21 protein-coding genes are annotated in these 23,415 nt (G+C 77.2%); 14 read left to right on the top strand and 7 right to left on the bottom strand.

The annotated features are described in order from the left end of the window. Positions 1-64: 64 nt before the first annotated feature. Entirely contained in the window at positions 65-811 is a 747-nt protein-coding gene (locus ACFYUY_RS00780; protein WP_387897481.1) for a 2,3-dihydro-2,3-dihydroxybenzoate dehydrogenase, read from the bottom strand. 264 nt (positions 812-1,075) lie between these two features. Between ACFYUY_RS00780 and ACFYUY_RS00775 the strand changes: the two genes are divergently transcribed. From ACFYUY_RS00775 to ACFYUY_RS00765, 3 genes are read left to right on the top strand one after another with little or no spacing between them, the layout of a single operon-like run. Next, positions 1,076-2,395, top strand: coding sequence for an MFS transporter (locus tag ACFYUY_RS00775; protein WP_387896810.1), 1,320 nt, complete (start codon positions 1,076-1,078; stop codon positions 2,393-2,395). Beyond that, positions 2,392-3,015: a TetR/AcrR family transcriptional regulator gene (locus ACFYUY_RS00770; RefSeq protein ID WP_387896808.1), complete on the top strand. Its 624-nt coding sequence runs from the start codon at positions 2,392-2,394 to the stop codon at positions 3,013-3,015. The genes ACFYUY_RS00775 and ACFYUY_RS00770 overlap by 4 nt, the downstream gene beginning before the upstream one ends. Before the next feature lie 55 nt (positions 3,016-3,070). Then, complete coding sequence (locus ACFYUY_RS00765) at positions 3,071-3,778, top strand: siderophore-interacting protein (RefSeq protein WP_387896806.1); 708 nt, start codon at positions 3,071-3,073, stop codon at positions 3,776-3,778. A gap of 103 nt (positions 3,779-3,881) precedes the next feature. Here the strand turns inward: ACFYUY_RS00765 and ACFYUY_RS00760 are convergent, their stop codons facing one another. After that, positions 3,882-5,135, bottom strand: a complete 1,254-nt coding sequence (locus tag ACFYUY_RS00760; RefSeq protein WP_387896804.1) for a CapA family protein — start codon at positions 5,133-5,135, stop codon at positions 3,882-3,884. A gap of 253 nt (positions 5,136-5,388) precedes the next feature. Between ACFYUY_RS00760 and ACFYUY_RS00755 the strand changes: the two genes are divergently transcribed. The 4 genes from ACFYUY_RS00755 to ACFYUY_RS00740 all read left to right on the top strand — a co-directional run bounded on the left by ACFYUY_RS00755 (position 5,389) and on the right by ACFYUY_RS00740 (position 9,321). Next, positions 5,389-6,210: a universal stress protein gene (locus ACFYUY_RS00755; protein WP_360205116.1), complete on the top strand. Its 822-nt coding sequence runs from the start codon at positions 5,389-5,391 to the stop codon at positions 6,208-6,210. Between the two features lie 158 nt (positions 6,211-6,368). Further along, the gene (locus ACFYUY_RS00750; protein WP_387896802.1) at positions 6,369-7,613 is read left to right on the top strand and encodes a M48 family metalloprotease; all 1,245 of its coding nucleotides are present in this window, start codon (positions 6,369-6,371) and stop codon (positions 7,611-7,613) included. 30 nt (positions 7,614-7,643) lie between these two features. Then, complete coding sequence (locus ACFYUY_RS00745; RefSeq protein ID WP_360205111.1) at positions 7,644-8,066, top strand: MarR family transcriptional regulator; 423 nt, start codon at positions 7,644-7,646, stop codon at positions 8,064-8,066. A 163-nt stretch (positions 8,067-8,229) separates the two neighbouring features. After that, the gene (locus tag ACFYUY_RS00740; protein ID WP_387896800.1) at positions 8,230-9,321 is read left to right on the top strand and encodes a PP2C family protein-serine/threonine phosphatase; all 1,092 of its coding nucleotides are present in this window, start codon (positions 8,230-8,232) and stop codon (positions 9,319-9,321) included. A gap of 120 nt (positions 9,322-9,441) precedes the next feature. On the opposite strand, the gene ACFYUY_RS00735 is transcribed toward ACFYUY_RS00740, so the two are convergent. Beyond that, the gene (locus ACFYUY_RS00735; RefSeq protein ID WP_387896798.1) at positions 9,442-10,875 is read right to left on the bottom strand and encodes an ABC transporter substrate-binding protein; all 1,434 of its coding nucleotides are present in this window, start codon (positions 10,873-10,875) and stop codon (positions 9,442-9,444) included. Next, complete coding sequence (locus tag ACFYUY_RS00730) at positions 10,866-11,447, bottom strand: hypothetical protein (protein ID WP_360205102.1); 582 nt, start codon at positions 11,445-11,447, stop codon at positions 10,866-10,868. Before ACFYUY_RS00730 ends, ACFYUY_RS00735 begins: the two co-directional genes overlap by 10 nt. A 104-nt stretch (positions 11,448-11,551) precedes the next feature. Here ACFYUY_RS00730 and ACFYUY_RS00725 point away from each other — a divergent pair, with 104 nt between their 5' ends. From ACFYUY_RS00725 to ACFYUY_RS00710, 4 genes are all read left to right on the top strand, one after another. Then, on the top strand, positions 11,552-12,127 hold the full coding sequence (locus ACFYUY_RS00725) for a hypothetical protein (RefSeq protein ID WP_387896797.1): 576 nt from the start codon (positions 11,552-11,554) through the stop codon (positions 12,125-12,127). 4 nt (positions 12,128-12,131) lie between these two features. Continuing rightward, on the top strand, positions 12,132-14,150 hold the full coding sequence (locus ACFYUY_RS00720; protein ID WP_387896795.1) for an ABC transporter permease: 2,019 nt from the start codon (positions 12,132-12,134) through the stop codon (positions 14,148-14,150). Next, positions 14,147-14,890, top strand: a complete 744-nt coding sequence (locus tag ACFYUY_RS00715; protein ID WP_360205094.1) for an ATP-binding cassette domain-containing protein — start codon at positions 14,147-14,149, stop codon at positions 14,888-14,890. Before ACFYUY_RS00720 ends, ACFYUY_RS00715 begins: the two co-directional genes overlap by 4 nt. Before the next feature lie 61 nt (positions 14,891-14,951). After that, on the top strand, positions 14,952-15,620 hold the full coding sequence (locus ACFYUY_RS00710; RefSeq protein WP_360205091.1) for an ATP-binding cassette domain-containing protein: 669 nt from the start codon (positions 14,952-14,954) through the stop codon (positions 15,618-15,620). Positions 15,621-15,718: 98 nt separating this feature from the next. On the opposite strand, the gene ACFYUY_RS00705 is transcribed toward ACFYUY_RS00710, so the two are convergent. Together ACFYUY_RS00705 and ACFYUY_RS00700 are read right to left on the bottom strand one after the other, a co-directional pair. Beyond that, positions 15,719-16,507, bottom strand: a complete 789-nt coding sequence (locus ACFYUY_RS00705) for an SDR family NAD(P)-dependent oxidoreductase (protein WP_360205088.1) — start codon at positions 16,505-16,507, stop codon at positions 15,719-15,721. A 103-nt stretch (positions 16,508-16,610) separates the two neighbouring features. Next, entirely contained in the window at positions 16,611-17,537 is a 927-nt protein-coding gene (locus ACFYUY_RS00700) for an NADP-dependent oxidoreductase (protein WP_360205085.1), read from the bottom strand. Between the two features lie 148 nt (positions 17,538-17,685). Between ACFYUY_RS00700 and ACFYUY_RS00695 the strand changes: the two genes are divergently transcribed. The 3 genes from ACFYUY_RS00695 (at position 17,686) to ACFYUY_RS00685 (ending at position 23,063) form a co-directional block, all read left to right on the top strand. Next, positions 17,686-19,038 (top strand): LuxR C-terminal-related transcriptional regulator, encoded by a 1,353-nt coding sequence (locus tag ACFYUY_RS00695; RefSeq protein ID WP_387896792.1) that lies wholly within the window; start codon positions 17,686-17,688, stop codon positions 19,036-19,038. Between the two features lie 90 nt (positions 19,039-19,128). Further along, the gene (locus tag ACFYUY_RS00690; protein WP_387896790.1) at positions 19,129-19,563 is read left to right on the top strand and encodes a protein phosphatase; all 435 of its coding nucleotides are present in this window, start codon (positions 19,129-19,131) and stop codon (positions 19,561-19,563) included. 26 nt (positions 19,564-19,589) lie between these two features. Continuing rightward, positions 19,590-23,063 (top strand): HEAT repeat domain-containing protein, encoded by a 3,474-nt coding sequence (locus tag ACFYUY_RS00685; RefSeq protein ID WP_387896788.1) that lies wholly within the window; start codon positions 19,590-19,592, stop codon positions 23,061-23,063. On the opposite strand, the gene ACFYUY_RS00680 is transcribed toward ACFYUY_RS00685, so the two are convergent. Next, positions 23,047-23,409 (bottom strand): hypothetical protein, encoded by a 363-nt coding sequence (locus tag ACFYUY_RS00680; protein ID WP_360205075.1) that lies wholly within the window; start codon positions 23,407-23,409, stop codon positions 23,047-23,049. The genes ACFYUY_RS00685 and ACFYUY_RS00680 overlap by 17 nt on opposite strands. Positions 23,410-23,415: the final 6 nt, after the last annotated feature.

Below are 23,415 nucleotides of genomic sequence, written 5' to 3'. Positions count from 1 at the left end.
AGCGGGGGGGAACGGGGAGGAGGGGAACGGGGCAGGACGGGCCCGGAGCGGGCCCGGCGACGGGTCAGGCCCGCAGGGTGGCGCCGCCGTCGACGTACAGGTCGTGCATGGTGATGTGCCGGGCGCGGTCCGAGGCGAGGAAGACGACGGCCTCGGCGATGTCGGCTGGTGCGGCGATCCGCCCGAGCGGGATGCCGACCCGCCAGGAGCCCGGGTCGCCCTCGACGACGCGCCGTTCGGCGGCCTCGGCGTCCTCGCCCCAGAGCGCCCGCTGCATCGCCGTGTCGGTCGAGCCGGGCGAGACGATGTTGCAGCGCACACCGGAGCGGGCCAGCTCCAGCCCGAGGCAGCGGGTGAACATGGTGGCCGCCGCCTTGGACGCCGCGTACGCGGCCATGCCGGCCCGCGGCACCCCGGCGGCGTTGGAGCCGACGGTGACCACGGCGCCGCGGCCGCGGCCGGCCATCCGGCCGCCGACGGTGCGACAGGTGTGGAAGACCCCGGTGGTGTTGACCGCGAAGGTGTCCGCCCAGTCCTGGTCGGTGAGTTCGACGGCGGGCGCGGTGCGCAGGATGCCGGCGACGTTCACCAGCACGTCCACCGGCCCGAGTCGGCGCTCGATGCCGTCGACGGCGGCCTCCACCGCGCGGGCGTCCGAGACGTCCAGCTCGTAGGGGTGTACGGCGGCCGTGTGCTCCGCGAGCGCCGCGAGCGCGCCGGGGTTGCGGTCCACCGCCGCGACGACGGCTCCCTCGGCGGCGAGTGCCCGGGCGACGGCGGCACCGATGCCCTGCCCGGCTCCGGTGACCATCGCGACGGTACCGGCGAATTCGGACTGTTGCACGGGACATCCCCTCCGACCAGCAAGATTAGGCAAGCCTAACCTAACACATTTGTTCGCCTGCGCCGAGAGTCTGCGCGACCGTCAACTCCCCGCCTCGCCGACCGACTCCACCCCACCTCAGCCTGATGCGGCATCGAATCTGGACGCAACGTTGCGTCTAGTGCTAGCTTCCGACCCAACGAAGCGCAACGCAACGTTGCGTCCACTTTCCGCTCCGAAGGGAGCACCCTCATGCCCTCAGGGCCACCCACCCCCGCCACCGGAACCGGCGGCACCACCGGCGCCCGCACACCCGGCCCCGACCCCCACAGCGCCGGCCCCGCCACCCCGGGCCGCCGCCTCGCCCGGGCCGCCCTGGCCTTCGCCTTCTGGACCACCATGGCCGGCACCACCGTGCCGACCCCGCTCTACCCGCTCTACCAACACGCTCTGGGCTTCACCCCGTTGACGGTCACGGTGATCTTCGCGGTGTACGCGGCGGGAGTGGTCGCCGGGCTGGTCGCCCTGGGCCGGCTCTCCGACGAGATCGGCCGCCGCCCCGTCCTCGCCGTCGGCCTGCTGCTCGCCGCGGGTGCCGCAGGCCTGTTCGAGGCCGCCGACTCGCTGCCCTGGCTGCTCGCCGCCCGGGTGCTGTCCGGCCTCGCCGCCGCCCTGGTCACCGGCGCCGCCACCGCCGCCCTGCTCGACCTCGCCCCGCCGGAGCGTCGGCTGCGCGCCCAGACCGTCGCCCTCGCGGCGAACATGGGCGGCCTGGCCGGCGGCACCCTGCTGGCCGGACTGCTCGCCGAGTGGGCCGGTTCCCCGCTGCGGCTGCCGTGGACGGTGATGCTGGTCCTCACGGGCGTGGCCCTGACGGGTCTGCTCGCGGTGCCGGAGACCGTCACCGCGCCGGTCGGCTTCCGCCCGCGGCTCCAGCCGCTGCGCGTGCCCGCCGCCGTCCGCCCGGCGTTCCGGCGCGCGGCGGTCGCCGGCGGCTCCGGCTTCGCCGTGCTCGGCGTGCTGACCGCGGTCAGCGGGCTCTTCCTGGCGACCGTCCTCGGACTGCACGACCACGCGCTGGCCGGGCTGGTGGTCTGCCTCGCCTTCGCCGCCACGGCCGTCGGGCAACTACTCGCCCGGAGCCTGCCGAAGGCCCGCGCCCTGCCCGCCGCCTGCGCCGGACTGGTGCTGGCCGCCGCGCTCGTCGCGACGGCCCTGCTCACCTCCTCGCTCACGCCGCTGCTGCTCGGTGCGGGGGTGAACGGCCTGGCCACCGGGACGGCCGTGGCGACCGGACTCGGCACCGTCAACGGCGGGGTCCCGCCGGAGCAGCGCGGCGAGGCGGTCTCCGCGTTCTTCGCGGTGCTCTACACCATGCTGTCGGTGCCGGTGGTCGGCGTCGGCCTGCTGATCCGGGCCACCGACCTGCGCACGGCCGGGGTCGTCTTCAGCGCCGTCGTCGCCCTCCTGGCGCTCGCGGTCGCCGCCGGGCTGCTCCGCAGCGGTGGCACCGCTGCACCCGGGCGCCGGGAGGACGCGGCCCGGGCACCGCAGGGACGCGTGAGAGGATGACCCCGGCCGAGCCGTACCCCCGCCCGCGTGAGGACCCCAGCACCATCGCCAGCCAGCCCAGCCCCGCCACCGCCGGCACCCGCGCCACCAGCGGCCGCCGCAGCGAGGCCGCGCGCCTGGCCGTCCTGAACGCCGCCGACGACCTCCTGGTCGAGCACGGCTTCGAGGCGCTCACCATCGAGGGCATCGCGGCGGCCGCGGGGGTCGCCAAGCAGACCATCTACCGCTGGTGGAAGTCGAAGGTCGACATCCTCTTCGACAACCTGGTGCTGGACGCCGAAGGCGCCCTCGCCTGGCCCGAGCCCGCCGACCTGCGCGGCTACGTCCACCTGCACGCCCGCTTCCTCGCCGAGGAACCGGCCGGCAAGGTCCTGCTCGCCCTCCTCGGGCACGCCCAACTCGACGCCCGAACGGCCGAGTTGCTGCACACCGGATTCCTCGACGGGCTGCGCGCCCGGGACGTCTCCCTGGTCCGCGAGCAGCTCGGCCTGACCGAGGACGACGCCGCCGCGCTGCTCGACGCGCTGCTGGCCCCGCTCTACCACCGCGCCCTGGTGCTGCGCCGCCCGCTGGACACCTCCTTCGTGTCCGCGCTCGTCGACCGCCACCTCCCGCGCTGACCCCACCTTCCTCCAGCCCGGCGCGCGACCGCCCCGGGCCGATCCAGGAGTCGCCGTGTTCCGACGCCTGCGCCCCACGCACGACGTGGTGCTGACCGCCGTCACCCCGCTCACCCCCACCCTCACCCGGCTCACCTTCGCCGGGCCCACCCTGGCCGCCCTCGGCGTCGAGTTCCCCACCCAGTGGGTGAAGTTGGCGATCCCCGACGGCCAGTCCCGGGCCTACACCATCCGCCACCACCGCCCCGCGCAGCAGGAGGTCGACCTGGACGTCGTGCTGCACGGCGGCGGGCCGCTCTCCCGGTGGGCCTCCGTCGCCAGGCCCGGCGCACGCGCCCGGCTGGTCGGGCCGCGCGGTGGACGCCCCGCGCTCGACGGCGCGGCGCACCTGCTGCTGGCCGCCGACGAGACCGCCCTGCCCGCGGCGCTCACCCTGCTCGAACAGCTCCCCGCGGGCACCCGGGTGTCCGCCCACTTCGAGATCGCCACCGCCGCGGACGCCCTCCCCCTCGCCACCCGTGCCGATCTGACGGTGCGCTGGCTGCCGCGCGACGCGGGCGGCGGCCACGGCGTTCCCGGCGACAAGGGCCGTCTGTTCGCCCGCTCCGCCACCGCCGCCGAGCCGCCGCCCGGCTCCGCGGCCTGGGTCGCCGGCGAGGCCTCGGCCGTCGACGACGTCCGTCGCCACCTGCTCGCCGGGCGGGCCGTCCCCCGCGAGCTGCTCCACGCCAAGGGCTACTGGCGGCACGGCCGCCCGCTCTGACACCGCTGTCCGGGGCCGGGTCCCGCCTGCGGCGCTCCCGGTCCGGCGGCGACGGGCCGCCGCAGGACCGGCGCGGGCGGAGAACGTGCGCCCTCGGCCGCGGTCAGCGCGCCGGTGTCGCCGGCGCCCCGGCCGCGGGAGCCCCGGTCGCCCGGCCCGCCCCCGTCGGGCGGGGCGTCGCCGGACCCGACCCGGTCGGCGCCGCGCCGGCCCCGGGTGCCGCCGGGGCCGGGGCGAGGCCGGCGCAGCCGCGCAGGGAGTCCCGGCGCTTGAGGGCGGCCTCGGCGGCGGCACCCGTGACGGGCTGCGGAACGCCCTTGTCGTCGATGGTCGCCGGGGCGAAGGCCTCCCCGTCCACCTTGCCGTCCTTGCCGATGGTGAGGGTGGTGACGCCGGTCTCGTTGGAGAAGGCGTAGTTGGAGGTGCCGTACCAGAGGAAGTTGCCGAAGCCGTAGCCGACGTAGGTGCTGCCCAGCATGCCGGAGCCGACCATGGTGTGGGCGTGGGTGCCGACCACCGCGGTGGCGCCGGCGGCGGCGAGCTTCTTGGCGATGGTGGTCTGCGGGCCGGTCGGGCAGGCCTTGCCCTCGTCGCCCCAGTGCAGGTAGACGAGGACGACGGGCGCCTGCCGCTTCGCCGCCTCGACCGCCTTGACCACGGCGGGGACGTCCAGGGCCGAGGCGATGCCCGGCTTGTTGGCGCCGGCCCGCCACTTCTGGTTGGTGAGGTCCTCCACCTGGCTGGCGGCGACCACCGCGACCTTCACGCCGCGCACGGTGGTGACGTAGGGGGCGTACGCCTCCTTGGCCTCGTGGCCGACGCCGACGACCGGGATCGGCGAGGAGTCCTTGGCGGCGAGGGTGTCGGCGAGGCCGTCGGCGCCGAAGTCGACGGCGTGGTTGTTGGCCATCGAGACGACGTCGACGCCGGAGTCCTTGAGCGCCGAGAGCGCCTTGGGCGAGGTGCGGAAGGTGTAGGTCTTCGGCTCGGGGGCGCCGCGATCGGTGATCGCGGTCTCCAGGTTGAGCACGGAGAGGTCGGCGTCGGCGAGCGTCCGGGAGAGCGGGCCGAGGGCCGGCTCGGGCGGCTGGACGGCGAGCCGGGCCTCGGTGCGGCCCTCGAAGTGGACGTCCCCGGCGAAGGCGACGGTGATGCTGCCGTCGGGCCGGGGCGTGGTGGTGTCCTTCCCGCCGGTGCTCCCGGTGGGGGCGGCGCCGGGGGTGGCGGCCGGGCCGCTCGCCGCGGCGGAGGCGGCGGGGCTCGCGGCGGCGGGTGCCGGGTCGGGGTCGTCCGGGCCGCAGGCGGTGACGGCGGTCAGCCCGACGAGCAGCGCGACGGCGGCCGCGGCACGGCGCATGAGTGGTTCCCCCCGAGGTCGATCCGAGCGCGGTCAGCCTACGCCACGGCTCCGCCACCCCTCCGCCCCGGATCCGCAACATTTCGGACACAGGCCGACACGGCGACCCGCTCCGGCCCCAGTGGGCCCGTCCGTCCCGACCGGCACGCGGACCGGGCCGTCCCGTCCCTGGCGCTCCGCCCGCCCGGGCGGGCAGCGTGGAGGAGGGGGCCGCCCGACACGGGCGGCGGGCCCGTTCCGGAGGTGGTTCGTCATGGGCAGCATCGAGGCCGTCGCCGGCCGCTCGCGCCGGATCGTGGTCGGCATCGACGGTTCGGCGCCGTCGAGGGCCGCACTGCGCTGGGCGGTCGACCAGGCCGCGCTGACCGGGGCGGTGGTGGACGCCGTCGCGGCCTGGGAGTACCCGTCGCTGTACGGCTGGTACATGCCGGTGGTGGACGACGGCTTCGAGCAGACGGCCCGGCGCACCCTGACCACCGAGGTGGACGAGGTGCTGGGGCGCGACCGCCCGGTGGAGGTCCGGGAGAGCCTGCTGCCCGGGCACGCCGCCGAGGTGCTGCTGGAGGCGGCCGAGGAGGCGGACCTGCTGGTGCTGGGCAGCCGGGGGCGCGGCACCTTCGCCCGGACGCTGCTCGGGTCGGTCAGCGTCCGCTGCGCCGTACACGGGACCTGCCCGGTGGTGATCGTGCGCGCCGACGGGACGGCCTCGGCCGCACCGCGCGTCCCGGCGGAGGCGGCGGAGGCGGCAGGGGCGGCGGTCCGGCCGGAGGCGCCCGTCGCGGCGCGGTCGACGGTCGGCGAGGAGCCCGGCGGACCGGGCCCCGATCCCGTCCGCACCAAGGACTGGCAGCTCAGCCTGCACGTGGTCGAGGACGGCGGCACCACCCGGGTGCACGCCGTGCTGGACGCCGACGGCACCGTGCTGCACAGCGACGCCCTCGCCCGCCGCGGCCCGTTCGACGCCCCGGCGCCCGCCGTCGGGGACGAGTTCGCGGCCGGCCGCGCCCTGGTCGACCTCGGCCACCAGCTGCTGCGGGCCGGCGTCCACGGCGCCACCGGCCCGGCCGAGGACTGAGCCCGGCCGAGGAGCCCGGCCGGGGAGCGCCGGATGAGGCCCGCGGAGCACCGCACCGGCCGCCCCCGAGACCGGGGGCCGGGCGCCGACCGCCCGTGGTGCGGGATCCTGGAGCCCCGACCACCCCGTCCGCCCGAACCCGGAGCCGCGAGCCGCCCATGGACGAGACCGTGACCACCCCGCCGGCCGACCCCGATCCCGGAGCCGGAGCCGACGCCGGCCCCGGCGACTTCACCCCCGCCGAGCTCGCCCGCGGCCGCGCGCTGCGCCGCGCCCAGCTGCCGTGGGCGCTGGGCGGGCGGCTCGCCGGGCTGGCGCTGACCCTGCTGCTCGGTCTCACCCCGGCCGGGGCCGGCCTGGTCGTCGCCGTCGGGGGCTGGTTCGGCGGCTCCCGGACGGCCCAGGTGCTGGCGGGCGCGGCGGCGCTGCTGGTGCTGGGCCAGGCACTGCAGCTGCCGTTCGGCGCCCGGGTCCGGGTGGTCCGGGCCCGGTACGGGCTGGTGACGCAGGGCTGGGCCGGGTGGCTGTTGGACGCGCTGCGCGGTCTGGCGCTGGGCCTCGCGCTGGTGCTGCCGCTCGCGCTCGGGCTGTTCGCGCTGACCGCGTGGTCGCCGCGGTACTGGTGGGTGCCGGGGGCCGCGGCCGCGGCCGGGCTCACCGTGGCGCTCTCCTTCCTCCACCCGCTGCTGATCGAGCCGGTCTTCAACCGCTTCGCCCCGATGGCGCCGGGCGGGCTGCGCACCGCCCTGCTGGCGCTGGCGGAGCGGGACGGCGTGCGGGTGCGGGACGTGCTGGTGGCGGACGCCTCGCGGCGGACCACCGCGCTCAACGCCTACGTCTCGGGGCTGGGCGCGACCCGGCGGATCGTCGCCTACGACACCCTGGTGTCGACCGCGCAGCCCCGCGAGGTGGAGCTGGTGGTGGCGCACGAGCTGGGCCACGTGAAGCACCGGGACGTGCTGACGGGCACCGTGCTGGGCGCGTTGGGCGCCGCGGTGGCGGTGGCGGTGCTGGGCGTGCTGAGCGGCTGGGCGCCGCTGCTGTCGGCGGCCGGGGCGACGGACGCCGCGGATCCGCGGGCGCTGCCGCTGCTGGCGGCGTGCGCGGCGCTGCTGGGCGCGCTGTCGGGCCCGGCGCAGTGTGCGGTGAGCCGCCGGATCGAGGCCAGGGCGGACCGGCACGCGCTCGAACTGACGGCGGACCCCGAGCAGTTCGTCGCGATGCAGCGCAGACTGGCTCTGGCGAACGTCTCCGATGTCGACCCGCCGAGGGTGCTTGAGCTACTGTTCGCCACTCACCCGAGTACGACCCGCCGGATCGCCGCAGCCCGCGCCTGGGAAGCGGCCCGGGCCGGTCGGCCGTCGGGGGTGCGGCGCACGGGCCCGAGTGATTCCGTTGTATAGTGCAACAAATCTCGAGGAGGTAGGAACCCCGTGCCCGGCCGCCAGTCGTCCATCGACACCATCCAGCGCGAGCTGACCGCCTTCGCCCGCCGTGCCCGGCACAAGGCCTCCCAGCTGCACCCCGACCTCTCCCTGGTCACCTACAGCATCCTCGACCTGATCACCGAGCGCGGCGGCTGCCGGGCCGCCGACGTGGCCGCCCACTTCATGCTCGACAAGTCCACCGTCAGCCGCCAGGTCACCGCCCTGGAGAAGCTCGGCCTGCTGCGCCGCGAGGCCGACCCGGACGACCAGCGCGGCCAGATCCTGCGGGCCACCGAGGCCGGACTGACCCTGCTGCGGGATGCCAACGAGCAGCGCCGGCTGGCCTTCACGGCCCGCTTCACCGACTGGTCCGACGCGGACGTCGCCCGTTTCGCCGACTACCTGGCCCGCTACGGCGAAGAGGGCTGACGGCGGGGCGGCGCCGTCCGGGCCCGCCCGCCGGCTCCGGGTGCGCCGCACCGCCCGCACGGTGTACAGAGGAGGGGTGCCACTCCGGCAGCGTCCCCGTGACCCGCGCCCGCGCGACCGCCCCCGCGACCGCCGCCGTTCCTGGCGGCCCGACAGCCGGGTGATGACGGCCCTGTCGCTCGCGCTGATCGTCGTGATCACCGTCGTCGACATCGTCTCCCCGCCGGACATCCACCTCGGCCCGCTGCTGATCGTCGCCCCCGCGCTCACCGCCTCCGTCGCCGGGCCCCGGGCCACCGCCGCCGTCGCCCTGCTGGCCCTGGCCGGGCTCACCGTGATCGGCCTCGCCCGGGACGGCGTGACCACCGCCAACCACGAGACCCAGCTGGGTGCCCAGCTGGCCGTCTCCGTGCTGATCGTCGGCCTGCGGGTGCTGCGCGCCCGGCACGAGCGCGAGCTGGCCCAGGTCCGCTCGGTGTCCGAGGCCGCCCAGCGGGTGCTGCTGCGCCCGCTGCCGGAGCGGATCGGCCCGCTGCACCTGGCCTCCGTCTACCTGGCCGCCGAGGCCGAGGCGCAGGTCGGCGGCGACCTCTACGCGGCCGCCCGCACGACCACCGGCACCCGGCTGCTGGTCGGCGACGTCCGCGGCAAGGGCCTGCCCTCGCTGGGCGACGCGGCCCTGCTGCTCGGCGCCTTCCGCGCCGCCGCCCACCTGTACCCCGATCTGCCCGGCCTCGCCGCCTACCTGGACGGCACCGTCTGCTGGGGCCTCGCCCAGCCGGCCGAGCAGTCCCGCCCGCAGCGGGCGCCGGGCGAGGAGGCGGACGCGGCGGCGGAGGACGGCGGGGAGTCCTTCATCACCGCCGTGCTGCTCGACATCCCCGACGACGGCTCGGCCGTCCGCCTGATCGACTGCGGCCACCCGCCGCCGCTGCTGCTGCGCCCCGACGGCATCACCACGCTGGCGGCCCGCCACCCGGCGCCGCCGCTCGGCCTGGGCGACCTCGCCCCGGTCCGGTACGAGACGGAGACCTTCCCCTTCCACCCTGGCGACCGGCTGCTGATCTACACCGACGGCGTGATCGAGGCCAGGGACGCGCACGGGCACTTCTACCCGCTCGCCGAACGCCTCGCGGCCCGGCAGGGCGAGAGCCCGGCCGTGCTGCTGAACCACTTGCACCGGGACCTGCTCGCCCACGCGGGCGGCCGGCTGGGCGACGACGCGGCGATGGTCGTGGTCGAGCGGCTGCCCTGATCGGCCCCGGAGCCCCGCGGCCCGGGCCCCGGTACGGCCCCCGTGGCCCCTGAACCGCCCCCGACGCCGCCCCGGATCCGCCCCCGACGCCGCCCCTGCACCACCCCTGCACCACCCCGGTCACGGCCGGTACGGCAGCTGCGGGACCTCGAAGCAGGTGGTCGTCATCGACGGCACCTGGGTGACCCAGCCGCCCCGGCCCGACTGCGCCGCGTCCTGCCAGCGGGCGGCGTTCAGACAGGCCCTGGTCGGCCCGCTGGGCGGCGGCTGCGGGACGAAGGAGGCGGGCAGGATCAGGCCGTGCGCGTCGTAGGGCTCCACGCGGTTCATGAAGGCCTCCGTGCAGGAGCGGGTCAGCGCGGCCCCGCAGGACGCCATCGCGTCGGCGAGCCACTGCGCGCCCGCCCAGCCCTCCAGTTCCCAGGCGGACAGCTGCGGCCCGCGGTCCGGGTAGTACCGGGCCATCGCGGTGCGGAACTCGTGCACCGCCGGGTACTGCTCGTCCGCGTAGTTGAGGCTGGAGGAGGTCGCCCAGAGGACGTCGCGGCAGTTCGGCACGGCCTGGTAGTCGGTGCGCACCGACTCCGACCAGTTCTGCACGTTGGTGACCTTGGCCGTCAGCCCGACCCCGGCGTCGTCCAGGGCCCGGCACAGCGCCACGTTGCCCCGGGTGTCCATGGCGTCGAACAGCAGCTGTGAGCCGTCCGCCCGCACGGCCGCGGCGACCGCCTGGAAGTTCGGCAGCGCGAAGTCCACCGTCTGGAGCAGCACCCGGTAGCCCTCGGCCTCCAGCCCGGCCTTCAGCTGACCGGCGTAGCGGGCCGAGTCGGCCTGGTTGTAGGCGACCACGGCGGCGGTGCCCGCGCCCAGCCGCTCCCGGAAGAACCGGAACACCTCGGTGCTCTGGTAGAGCGTGCCGTTCCAGCCGACGGCCCGTCCGTCGCGCGGGGCGCTGCTGCCGTAGATCCCGTACAGGTGAGGCCAGCGGTCGTAGGCGGTGCCGATCGGCTGGCCGCCGACGTCCGGCACCGCCTGGGCGCTCACGTAGGGGGCGCCCGCGTAGTCCAGGACGCTGCCGCTGACGAAGGCGAAGACGTGCTCCCGGTCGATCAGCCGGTGCACGCAGTCCTGGTTGCCGATGCCGCTGCCGCCGTCGTCGCAGGTGATGATCCGGACGGTGCGTCCGTGCAGGCCGCCGCGGTCGTCGAGGGCCTGGAAGAAGGCCTGGGCGCCGTAGCGCGGTCCGCTGAACACGTCGCCGCCGACGGGGCTGGTCGTCGAGGTGACGATGCCGACCCGGATCTCGGTGGCGCTGACGCCGGTGTCCGAGGCCGGGTTCCCGCCGGTGCTGCCGGGGCTGCCGGTGCCGCCGGCCGGGGTCGGTCGGGCGGAGAAGGCGTCGGCCGGCAGCCGGGTCCCGCAGCCCGCGAGCGGCAGCAGCAGCGCCAGGACCGTCAGGACGGCCGCGAGCCCCGGCACCCCCGGGGCGCCGCCGGGCCGCCGGCGCGGCGTCGCGTCGACGGCCCGGCGGAGCGTCGGGGCCGTCAGCTGCATCCGGGGATCGGGGTGCCGCTGGCGCCGCCGGCCTGGGTGATCAGGCCGCACAGGGTCGAGCGGGACACCTTCCAGGTGCCGTTCTCCAGGACGGCCTGGCCGGTCGCGGCGGGCTCGACGACGGTGCCCTGCAGGGAGAGCGAGTAGGTGACGGTGGCGTCGTTCGCGTCGGTGAACGCGACGTCGGTGACCTTCGCCTGCACCTGGCCGACCCGCGGGTCCTGTGCGAAGCCCTGCAGCGCCGGGAGCAGCGCGTCACCGCCCTGGAGCAGTTTGGCCTTGTCCGGGATCGGGGTGGCGGGGTCGAAGAACTTCTCCCAGTTGGCGGTGACCTCCGTCTTCGCGGCGGCCGGATCGGCGGGCGCCGTGCCGCCGGACGCGGTCGGCGAACCGCCGGAGGTGGCGCTCGCGGAGGCGCTCGGGCTCGCGGCGGCCGAGGTGGTCGCCGAGGACCCGGACGTGCTGCTGCTGCACGCGGCCGCCGTGGCCACCAGCAGCAGGGCGAGCAGCGCGCCCGCCGTCCGCCGGGCCGGGCCGCCGCCCGTGGGGGTGCCGCTTCGCGTCACGCGCATGGTGTTCCCTCTCGACTGCGCCGCCCGGTCCCGCTCGCGGTGTCCCGGATGCTGTTCCAGGCCGATCCTGGAAACGTCGCAAGTGACACCATCAAGGCGGATCCATGGACGAATCGCAATCCGGCGGAGGGACCACCCGCCCCGCGGCGGGGGCTTCCCCCGTCCGGCGCGGTGCCCGCCGGCTGCGGGCCGTCCGGGGCGGGCGGGAGTGGGCCGGCTGGATCCTCCTGGCGGTCGGGGCGGTGCTGTGCGTGCTCGGCTGGTACGGGGTCTCCGGCGAGCGCTTCGCCGAACAGCAGATCCCCTACCTGGCCTCCTCGACCGTTCCCGGCGCGGCCCTCATCGTCTCCGGCGCGGTGATCGTGGCCGTGCGCCCGCCGCCGCCGGACGGGCCCGGGGACCTCACCGGCCGACGGGTGGCGCGGCTGTACGAGCTGCTGGTCGAACCGGACGAGCCGCAGGGCGGCGGCGGGGCCGCCACCGGGCGGTGCGCCCTCCCCGGGGGCACCCACTACCACCGGCCGGACTGCCCGCTGGTCTCCGGCAAGGAGCGGGCCGGGGCGGTGGACGCGGCGGCCGTGCGGGACCGCTCGCTGACGCCCTGCCCGGTCTGCGAGCCGGACGGCGACCCGGACGGGCCCGCCACCCGTCCGGGCGAATCCGCCCCGCCCGGCGGGTGAACCGGTGGACGTCCTGCTGGCCGCGCCCGCCGACTCGCTCGGGCTCACCGTCGACCTCGCCCTCGCCGGGCTCACCGTCGGCTGCGCCGCCGCGCTCAGCGGCATCGGCCTGGTCGTCTGCCACCGCGCCACCGGCGTGCTCAACATCGCCCAGGGCGCCCAGGCGATGGCCGTCGCCTACCTGCTGCGGGACCTCGTCGTGGTCCGGCACTGGCCGGTGTGGCCCGCCGTCGCCTGCTGCCTGCTGCTGGTCGCCCCGGCCCTCGGCGTCCTGCTCGACGTCCTCGTCCACCGCCCCCTGCAGCGGCGCGGCGCCGGACCGGCCGAGACCATGGTCGCCGGGCTGGGCGTCTTCGTGCTGCTCATCGGCCTGGTCGTGCTGCTCTGGGGCCCGGCCCCGCTCGCCGGTGCCCCCTCCCCGCTCGGCGGCACCCCGATCCGGCTGCCCGGCGGGCACACCCTGCGGCCGGACACCGTCGCCCAGCTGGCCGCCATCCTCGTCCTCGGTCTCGGCGTCACCGCCGTCACCCGCTGGACCGGCTTCGGCCTGCGGCTGCGGGCCGTCGTGGACGACCGCCGCCTCGCCGCCCTCGCCGGGGTCGACGCCGACCGGCTCTCCGCCGCCGGATGGGCCTTCGGCACCTTCACCGCCGGGCTGGTCGGCGTCGCCCTCGCCCCCTACCTGCTGCTCGACCCGTACGGGCTACCGCTGCTGGTGATGGAGACCATGGCGGTGGCCGTCGCCGCCCGGCTGCGCAGCATCCCGGTGGCCGTCGCGACCGGGCTCGGCCTCGGCGTCGCCCAGGCGGAACTCACCCGGCTCCGGCCGTCCGGCCAACTGCTGCCGCTGGTCCAGGCCGTGCAGTCCAACCTGTTCGTCATCGCGCTGCTCGTCACCGCCCTGCTGGCCGGCCCGCACATCACCGGCGGCAGCCACGACCTCGCGCCGCTGGCCGCCCGCCGGGCCCGGCCGGGTGGGGGCGGGCCCGGTGGGGGCGGGCGCGGCGGCCGGGTCGCCGGGGCGGTCTGCCTGGTCCTGCTCCTGCTGCCGCTGGGCTTCCGCGGCAACGACCTGCGCAGCGCCCTGCTGGTGCCCGCGCTCGCCCTCGTCCTGCTCTCCGTCGTCGTCGTGACCGGCTACGGCGGGCAGATCTCGCTCGGCCAGGCCGGGTACGCGGGGCTGGGCGCGCTCGGCACCGGGCTGCTGATGTCCGGCCGGATCCCCGGCGTCCCACCGCTGCCCGCCCTGCCCGCGCTGCTGCTCGCCGTCCTGGCCACCGCGCCGCTCGGCCTGCTCACCGGCTGGCCCGCGATCCGGCGCCGCGGCCTGGCCCTCGCCCTCGTCACCTTCGCCGTCGGCACCGCGATGAGCCGCTTCGTCTTCCAGCAGCCCTACGCCACCACCGGGCTCACCCTGGACCGCCCCGCCCTGCTCAGCGGCGACCGGGCCTTCTACCTCGCCGAACTCCTCCTGCTCGGCCTCGGCCTGCTCACCGTCCGCGCCCTGCACCGGGGCCGCACCGGCCGCGCCCTCACCGCCGTGCGCGACCACGAGGCGGGCGCCACCGCGGCTGGGGTGGACGTCCCCGGCCTCAAGCTGCTCGCCTTCGTCGCCGGCGCCGCGCTCGCCGCGCTCGGCGGCGGCCTGATGGGCCTCGCCGGCCGGGCCTTCGACCCCGCCGCCTTCGACCCCGTCCGCGGTCTGCTCTGGTTCGCCGCCGTCGTCGTCGCCGGCGCCGACAGCGCGCTCGGCGCCGTCCTCGTCGCCGCCCTGCTCACCGGCCTCGACGCCGGCACCACCGCGGGCGTCTCCGCCGTCGCCGTCGGCGCCCTCGCCGTCGCGATCGGCCGTCTGCCCGGCGGCCTCGCCGCCCTTCCCGCCCGCCGGCCGCGGGCCACGGCGCCCCCGTTGCCCGCGTCCCGCCTCAGCCCGGCCGGCCGGCGCGTCCGGGCCCTGGTCGCCGCTCGGCTGGCCGACGAGCGGCGGCACCGGCCCTCCCGGGCGGACGGAGGTCCGCCGTGACCACCGCCGCCACCACGGCCACCGCCCGTCTCACCGCGCGCGGCATCGTGTACCGCTACGGCGGGATCGAGGCCGTCGCCGGGGTGGACCTGCTGGCGCCGCCGGGCCGGATCACCGCACTGATCGGCCCCAACGGCGCCGGCAAGAGCACCCTCTTCGACTGCCTCGCCGGCACCGTCCGCCCCGACGCGGGCCGGGTGCTGCTGGGCGGGCGGGACGTCACCCGGCTCGCCGCCCACCGGCGGGTGCGGCTCGGGCTGGCCCGGACCTTCCAGCAGATCGCCGTCTTCCCCACGCTCTCCGTCGCCGACAACGTCCGGGTCGGCGCCGAGCAGCACCGCGGCCGGCCCGACCCCCGGGCAGCCGCGGAGCGCACGGCCCGGGCGCTCGGACTGTTCGGGCTGCAGGACGTCGCCGCCGAGCCGGCCGCGGAGCAGCCGACCGGCGTGCTCCGGCTGGTGGAGCTGGCCCGGGCCCTGGCCGGCGGACCCAGGGTGCTCCTCCTGGACGAACCGGCCGCGGGACTGGACACCGCACAGACGGCCCGTCTGGTGACCGTCCTGCGCGGCCTCGCCGACCGCGGCATGGCCCTGCTGCTGGTCGAGCACGACGCCGAGCTGGTCGCCGAACTCGCCGACTCCGTCTACGCCCTGGCGGACGGCCGGCTCGTCGCCGGCGGGCCCACCCGCACCGTGCTGGCCGACCCCCGGGTCACCCGCGCCTGGCGGGGGGCCGGCTGATGTCCGCGGCACGGCTGATGTCCGCGGCACGCCCCCGGGCCGCCCGGGCAGGCGGCGCCCGGTGAGCGTCGAGCTCGCCCTGCAGGGCGCCCGGGTGCGGTACGGGCCGCTGGAGGCCCTGCACGGCGTCGGGCTCGCCGTGCCGGGTGGCGGCGTGACGGTGCTGCTCGGGCGCAACGGGGCCGGGCGGACGAGCGTGCTGCACGCGGTAGCCGGGCTGGTGCCGCTGTCGGGCGGGCGGGTGCTGTGGCGGGGGCGGGACGTCACGGGGTGGTCGGTGCACCGGCGGGTCCGGGCGGGGCTGGCGCTGGTGCCGGCGGAGCGGGGGGTGTTCGGGTCGCTGACGGTGGCCGAGCACCTGGGTCTGGGCGGCCCCGCCCGGTCGCGGGCGACGGCGCTGTTCCCGGAGCTGACCGCGCTGCTGGACCGGCGGGCGGGCACCCTCTCCGGCGGCCAGCAGCAACTGGTCGCGATCGGGCGGGCGTTGGCGGCCGACCCGGCGCTGCTGCTGCTCGACGAGCCGGAGCGCGGGCTGGCGCCCGCCGTGGCGGCCCGGCTGCACGCCCACCTGCTGGCGGGCACGGCCGCCGGCCGGACGGTGGTGCTGACCGCGCGGGCGCTGCCGCGCACCCTCGCCACGGCGTCGGTGGTGCACGTCCTGCACCGGGGCGAGGTGGTGTTCTCCGGCGAGCCCGCGGAGCTGGCGGGTTCCTGGACCACCGCGCGGTGACGGCGCCGATGCGCGGTGACCGCGCCGCTCCCCGACGGCCGCGCCGCTCACCGGGGACCCGCCGCTCACCGAGGACCCGCCGCCGCGCGGTGACCGCGCTACTGCGCCAGGTACCCGCCGTCGACGGGCAGCACGGCGCCGGTGACGAAGGAGGCGTCGTCGGAGGCGAGGAAGAGCACGGCCGCCGCGACCTCGGCCGGGGTCCCGAGGCGCCCCATGGGATGCAGCCGCTCGATCCCGGCGAGGTACTCGGCGCCGCCCGGTTCGTCCCGGAGCCGGGCGACGCGCTCGGTGGTGATGGTTCCGGGCGCGACGGCGTTGACCCGGATGCCGCGGTCCGCCCACTCGACGGCGAGGTGCTTGGTGATGCCCGAGGCCACGAACTTGGCCGGGCCGTAGACGGCCTGGCCCCGCTGGCCGGCCTCGCCGGAGATGGAGGAGACGCAGACGACCGCGCCACCGGGCCGCTCCTGCGCGGCCATCGTCTGGATCGCGTACTTGCAGGTGAGGAACATGCCGCGGCCGTCGACGGCCATCACGCGGTCCCAGTCCTCGGCGGTGGCCTCGGTGACCTCCATCAGCGGGAGGACACCGGCGTTGGCCACCAGGACGTCGAGGCGGCCGTGCCGTTCGACGGCGGCCTCGACCATCCGGCGGGCGTCCTGGTCGAGGGAGACGTCGCCGACCACGGTGCTGACGGCGTGCGGCAGCCGGTCCGCGAGCCGGCGCAGACCGGCGGCGTCGACGTCGGTGGCGACCACCGACGCGCCCTCGCGGGCGAAGCGTTCGGCGACGGCCCTGCCGATGCCGCTGGCCGCGCCGGTCACCACGCAGACCCGGCCGGCCAGCCGACCCACCGCGCCTCCGGTCTCGTTCACAGTCACCATGACGCCGGACTCTACCGATCGTCCGTCAGATTTCCTGGCAAGGCGCACAGTTGGGCGGCACGCCGGGGAGTCCAGCCGGGACGGCTCCGGCGGTGGCGATGCGTCAGACCGTGAGCACGATCTTGCCGCGCAGGTGGCCCTGCTCGCTGATCCGGTGGGCCTCGGCGGCCTCCGCCAGCGGGAGCACCCGGTGCAGCGGCAGCCGCAGCGTGCCGGCCTCGTGCAGCGCGAGCGCGGCGGCGTAGGCGCGCTGGTGGTAGGGCACGCCCTCGTCCCCCGTGGTGATGCGGACCCCGTGCTCGGCCGCGCCGGCGAAGTCCGCGATGGTGAGCACCCGTTCGGCGGAGCCGGCCAGCTCGACGGAGAGCGGCAGCACCCCGCCCAGTCCGGCCAGGTCCAGCACCCGGTCCACCCCGCCCGGGGCGAGCGCCCGCACCCGCTCGGCCAGCCCCTCGCCGTAGGCCACCGGGACGGCGCCGAGTTCGGCCAGGTAGGCGTGGTTGGCCGGGCCGGCGGTGCCGATCACGGCGATCCCGCGGGCCCGGGCGAACTGCAGCAGCAGGGTGCCGACGCCGCCGGCCGCGCCGTGCACCAGCAGCGTCTCCCCGGCGCGCACGCCCAGCACGTCCAGCGCCCGCTCGGAGGTCTCCGCGGCGACCGGGATCGCCGCGGCCTGCGCCCAGTCCAGCGAGGCGGGCTTGCGGGCCAGCAGCGCGGCCTCGACGAGCGCCCGCTCGGCGTGGCCGCCGCCCATCAGCGCGCCGAACACCTCGTCGCCGGGCGCCCAGGCGGTGACGTCCGCGCCGACCGCCGCGACCACGCCCGCCACCTCGAATCCGGGCACGGCCGGGAGGGCGACCGGGAAGAACTCCCGGACGGCGCCGCTGCGCAGTTTGTGGTCGAGCGGGTTGAAGCCCGCCGCGCGGACCTCGACCAGGACCTGGCCGGGGCCCGGGGCGGGCAGTTCGACGTCGATCGGGCGCAGCACGTCCGCGCCGCCGTACTCGGGGAAGGCGATCGCCTTGGTCATGGAAGGTCCTCGTGGTCCGGTGTGGTCGGTCGCTCCGACCGTTCCATCCTGCGGCGCGGACGGCGGCGGCCCGGGCCCGCCGTTCGGCCGGTTCCACCCGGCCGAACGGCCAGGCGCGGACCGGCCGGCAGCCCGTAGGCTCGACGGCATGGACGGAACCGACGGACGGCACGCGGACGCACGACGGCAGCGGGACTGGGGCCGCCCGGAGGACGCCCTGGCGCGCGCCGTCGAGGTGCTGCGCACCCCGCGGCCGGAGCTCCTGCACCGCCTCTCCGAGGTGCTCGCCACGCTCGTGCCGCACGTGGCGGTCGCCCAGCTCAGCGGCGTCTGCACGGTCTCCCCCGCGTACACCCACGGCCCGCCCGAACTGGCCGGGGCCGTCGGCAGCGTGGAGCTGGACCGGCTGGCCGGGGCGGTCGCCGCGACCACCGCGACCGGCCGCCCCTGGCAGGGCGAGGCCGAACTGGCGGGCCGGCGGCGGCCGGTGGTGGTCGCCGCGGCGGCCCCGGAGGGCGGCGGCAGCGCGCTGCTGGTGCTGGTCCGGGAGAGCGCCGAGCCGGTCCCCGAGGGGGCGCTGGCCCTGCTCCAGCAGCTGTGGGAGCTGGTCGTCACCCACGGCGACCACCGGGCCGTCGACGCCGCCCCCAAGCACGCCGCGGTCTCCCGCGCCTCGGCCGCGGCCCGGGCCCGGGCGATCGCCGAGTTCACCGGCATGCACAGCGCGGCGCTCACCGCCGTCCTGGCGCCGCTGCGCTCGGCCGCGCTGGACGACGCCACGGCGCGCCGCAGCGCCACCGAACTCGCGGTGACGGCCCTGCTGGACCTGCGCCGCGGCGCGGACCTGGACCGCGCCCTGAGCGAGCAGAGCGCCGACGCCGCGTTCGCCCGGCTCGACCGGGAGCTGCGGCCGCTGCTGCGGCACACCGGGGTGCGGCTGGAGGTGGCGCCGCCGGTGGAGGCGGACCGGTCCGTGCCGGCGGACACCGCCCACACCGCCCGGGAGGCCGTCCGGGCGGCGGTGCTGGTCATGCTGGAGCAGGAGGGGCTGAGCAGGCTGCACGTGAGCTGGCGGTTCAGCGGTGACACGCTGCGCGCGGTGGTGCGCGACGACGGCCCGGGGCTGCTCGCCGCCGACGCGCTCGCCGTCCACCGCACCGCCGACCGGATCGCCGCACTGGGCGGGACCTGCGCCGTCGAGGCGGTCGCCGGCTGGGGCACCACGGTGACGGTCGACCTGCCGCTCGCCCTCCCCGGGCAGCCGGTCGCGGGCGACCCGTTGGACGGGCTCCAGCCGCGCGAGCTGGAGGTGCTCGACCAGCTGGCGCACGGCCGCCGCAACCGGGACATCGCCGCGGCGCTGCACATCAGCGAGTCGACGGTGAAGTTCCACGTCGCCAACATCCTGGCCAAGCTGGGCGTCTCCTCGCGCGGCGAGGCGGCGGCGCTGGCGCACCGCGCGGGGATGCCGGGCTCCCCGGCCCTGCACGTGGCCTCCTGACCACCCGCCCGCCGAGGCCCTGACCGCCACCCTGACCACCCGCCCGCCGAGGCCCTGACCGCCACCCCGCCGCCGACCCCGAGGAACGCCGTGACCGGACCGACCACCTGGGACCCGACCGCCCCCGGCGTCCTGCGGCTGCCCTCCGGGCGGCTGCTGCGCGGCCGCGCCCTGAGCCGCCCGCTGCCGCCGGGCCCGCACCCCGACTTCGCCCTCCACCTGCTGGGCCGCCCGCCGCGCCCCGTCACCTGGGAGAGCCGGTGGGTGCGCTGGCCCGACTTCCGGCTGCCCGCCGACCGCGCCGACGCCGCGGCCGCGTTCCGCGAGGCCTGGGAGCGGTCGGCGACCGAACGCGTCGAGGTCGGCTGCGCCGGCGGCCGCGGCCGCACCGGCACCGCGCTGGCCCGCATCGCGGTCCTCGACGGCGTGCCGCCCGCCGAGGCCGTCCGGTACGTGCGCGACCACTACGACCGCCACGCCGTGGAGACCCCGTGGCAGCGGCGGTTCGTGCGACGCCTGCCCTGACCGGCACCGGCGGCTACCCTGACCGGATGGGCGGGGAACCTGATCGGACGACGAACAACCGGGCGGACGCCGTGGTCGTGCACGGCGACCTCATCCAGGCCGGGACGGTCCACCAGGGCGGTGGCACCGGCGAACGCCCGGTCACCGCCGAGTCGTTGGCCGCCGCCTGCGCCGGGTACGCACGCCGGGTGCGGGAGACGTTCGGGCGGCTGGACCTGGAGGTGCTCACCCCGCTCTCCGAGCAGGGCGAGCACCCGGTGGTGGAGCTGCGCGAGGTGTTCGTCACCCCGCAGGTGCGGGAGGACCCGCCCCCGGTCGAGCTCCCGCGCGAGCTGGTGCAGCGCCTGCTCGCGAACGGCGAGCAGACCACCGCGGAGGACGAACTCCCGCCGGGCCTGCGGCAGTCCACCGTCGAACGGCTGCGCACCGGGTACCTGAGCCGCCCGAGCGAGGACGTGCTCGACGTCCTCGCCGGGCCGCGCGGCGAACGGGTCGTGCTGCTCGGCGACCCGGGCTCCGGCAAGTCGACGGTGGCCCGCTACCTCGCGCTCGCCCTCACCCGGGGCGACGACTCCGGACCGCTCGCCCGGCTCGCCGGCCGGCTGCCCCTGGTGGTCGAACTGCGCCAGTACGCCGAGGAGCAGTGGCGCGAGCGCACCTTCGAGGACTTCCTGGACCACCGCCACCGCACCACCGGGATGTCCGTCCCCGGCCCCGAACTGCGCCGGCTGCTCACCGAGGGGCGGGCCGTGGTCGTCTTCGACGGCCTGGACGAGCTGTTCGACCCGGGGACGCGCGCCGCCACCGCGGAGCGGATCGCCGCCTTCGCCGCCCGTTACGACCGGATCCGCGTCGTGGTCACCTCCCGGGTCATCGGCTACCAGCGCGCCACCCTCGGCGGCGCCGGCTTCACCCACCTGATGCTGCAGGACCTCGACCCCGTCCGGATCACCGCCTTCGCCCGCCGCTGGTACGCCATCGCCTGCCCGAGCGACCCGCAGCTCGCCGCCCGGCTGGTCGAGCGGATCGGCGGCGCGGTCGAGGCGTCCCGGCCGATCCGCGAACTCGCCGGCAACCCGCTGCTGCTGACCATCCTCGCGATCATCGGCCGGCGCCAGACCCTGCCCCGGGACCGCCGGGGCGTCTACGAGCACGCCGTCCGGGTGCTCGTCGCCCACCTGGACCGCGACACCAAGCACCTGCGCGCCCCGCTGACCCCCGCCGCCGCCGAGGCCCTCGACCTGCTCGACGACCGCGAACTCCTGGAACTGCTGCGCCTGCTGGCCCGGCGGATGCAGGAGGGCATCGGCGGCATCGCGGGCAACCACATCCACGCCGACGACCTGGAGACGGTCTTCCGCGACTACTTCGCCCAGTTCGGCCTGCCCGCCCACCAGTGCCTGGCGGCCGCCCGGGCACTGCGCGACCAGCTGCGGGAGCGCAACTTCATCCTGGCGCGGTACGGCGGCGAGGTGTACGGCTTCGTGCACCGGGCGTTCCTGGAGTACCTGGCGGCCGCCGACGTCGTCCGCCGCTACACGGTCGACCGGGAGTGGACGCCGCAGGAGCTGATCGAGGAGGTGTTCGCCCGCCGGGTCGACGACCCGACCTGGCACGAGGTGCTGCTGCTGGTCGTCAACGAGCTGAGCGAGGCGGACGCCGGCCGGGTGGTCGACCACCTGCTCGACCGGGGGGACGCCGCCTCGCTGGTCCTGGCGATCCGTGCGCTGGCCGAGGTCCGGAAGATCGGCCTGCTGACCGCGCAGAGCGACCGGGCGATCGACGGCATGACCGCCGCCCTGACCGGCGCGGCCGGGCACCCCGGGAGCAATCCGCTGCTCGCCGCGCTGACGGCGCTGGCCGGCTTCGGCGCCGGGTGGTCCGGGCGGGAGCGCTACCTGCGCTGGTTCCGCCTGCGCGGCCAGTTCCTGCCGCTGGCCGAGGACGCCACCACCGTCGCCTGCACGCTGCACGACGACGTGCGGCCGGCGCTGGCGCTCGCCGTCCACGGGCTCAAGTCCGGCAGCCGGGCCTCCGCGGTGTCCGCCCTGGCCCAGCGCTGGCACGGACGGCCCGAGGTGCTGCCGCTGTTGCTGCGGCTCGTCGACGACGGCGTCTCGCTGGACCGCTACACCGTGGTCAACGAGGTGGCGAAGCGCTGGCCCGAGCACCCGGCGGTGCTGCCGCTGCTGCTCGGCCACGCCGAGACCAGCTCGGACGGCTACCTGCGCACCGTGGCCCTGACCGCACTGGCCCAGCACTGGAACACCCGCGACGAGGTCCTCGCCGTCCTGCGCGAGCGGGCCGTCCGCGACCGCGACAGCCTCACCCGGGAGGCCGCACTGGTCCGGCTGGCCACGCACTGGCCCGGGCACCCGGAGGTGCTGCCGCTGCTGCTGTCGGCCGCCGTCCTCGACGCCTCGTCGACGGTGCGCTCCGCCGCCCTCACCGAACTCGCCCGCCGCTGGTCCGAGCACCCGGACGTGCTGCCGCTGCTGTTCGAGCGGGCCGCCGGGGATCCGGACCGCTTCCCGCGCGAGGTCGCGCTGAACCTGCTCGTCCAGCACCGGCCCGAGCACCCCGACGTCCTGCCGCTGGCCCTCGACCAGGCCGTGCACGCGCCGGCCTCGGTCCGGGCCACCGCACTGCGCAACCTGGCCGGCCGCTGGCTGCACCACCCGGGCGTGCTCCCGCTGCTGCTCGACCGGATCGCCCGCGACCCGGCCGACTACCCCCGCCAACTGGCCCTGCGCCAGCTGACCCTGGACGGCTGCGAGGACCCGGACGTGCTGCGGGTGCTGCGCGAGCGGATGACCGACGACCCCAGCCCGAACGTGCGCTCCAGCGCGATCGAGGGCGTGGCCCGCTCCCGGGCGCTGCGCGCCGAGGCCCCGGCGCTGCTGCTGGCGCGGGCCGCCGGCGACCCGGACGACTCGGTGCGCGCCACCGCGATCCGTGAACTGGCCGCCGGGTGGCCCGAACACCCTTCCGTGGTGGAGGTGTTGATCGACCGGGCGGAGCACGATCCGGGGGAGGCCGCGCGGCGCCACGCGCTGCAGGCGCTCGCCGCCCGACGGCCCGGGGCGCCGGAGACCGTCGACCTGCTCCACCGGGCCGCGGTGGACCCGTACTCCACCCGGCTGCGCACCACCGCCCTGGGCTTGCTGGCCGAACTCGGCGGGCGGCGCCCGGAGGCGGTCCCCTTCCTCCGCGCCCGCACCCGCGCGGACCCGGACCAGGAGGTCCGCTGCGAGGCGCTCAGCAGTCTCGCGGTGCTGGCCGGAGAGGAGGGCGAGGCGGTGGTCCGCGGCTGCGCCGCCGAGGACCCGAGCCCCGAGGTGCGCGGCCAGGCACTGACCATGCTCGCCTGGCAGTGGCCGGGCCGCCGGGAGACCGTCGCGGCCCTGCGGCGGGCGGCGGGCGAGGACCCCAGCCCCTACGTGCGGGGCGCCGCCGAGGCGGGGCTCCAGGTGGCGGCCCTGCTCACGCGGGAGGGGTGAGCGTGAAGTCCGCCCGGTCGCCGTGCATGACGAGGCGCAGCACCGGGCCGGGCTCCTCGGGGCGCCAGCCGGCGGCCAGGGCCGCGCGGACCAGGTCGGCGGCGAGGGCGGGGGTGACCGGGTCCAGCTGGAAGACCTCGGCGATCCGCTCCGCGGGGGCGGTGAGCAGCACCCCGAAGTTGAGCCAGGGGTCGTCGAAGCGGCGGACGACCTCGAGCGGGCGGGGCGCGCGCCCGGGCCCGTCGGGCCAGACCCGGACGGCCACGTGGTCGGCGTCCAGGTGCCGCACCACCCAGCGGTAGTCGCGGCCGTCGACGTGGAGGGCGCGCGGTGTCCTGAGGGCCATCCGGCG

The organism is Kitasatospora sp. NPDC004745 (assembly GCF_042873275.1).
GTDB lineage: Bacteria > Actinomycetota > Actinomycetes > Streptomycetales > Streptomycetaceae > Kitasatospora.
This window is presented reverse-complemented; position numbering and strand designations above follow the sequence as displayed.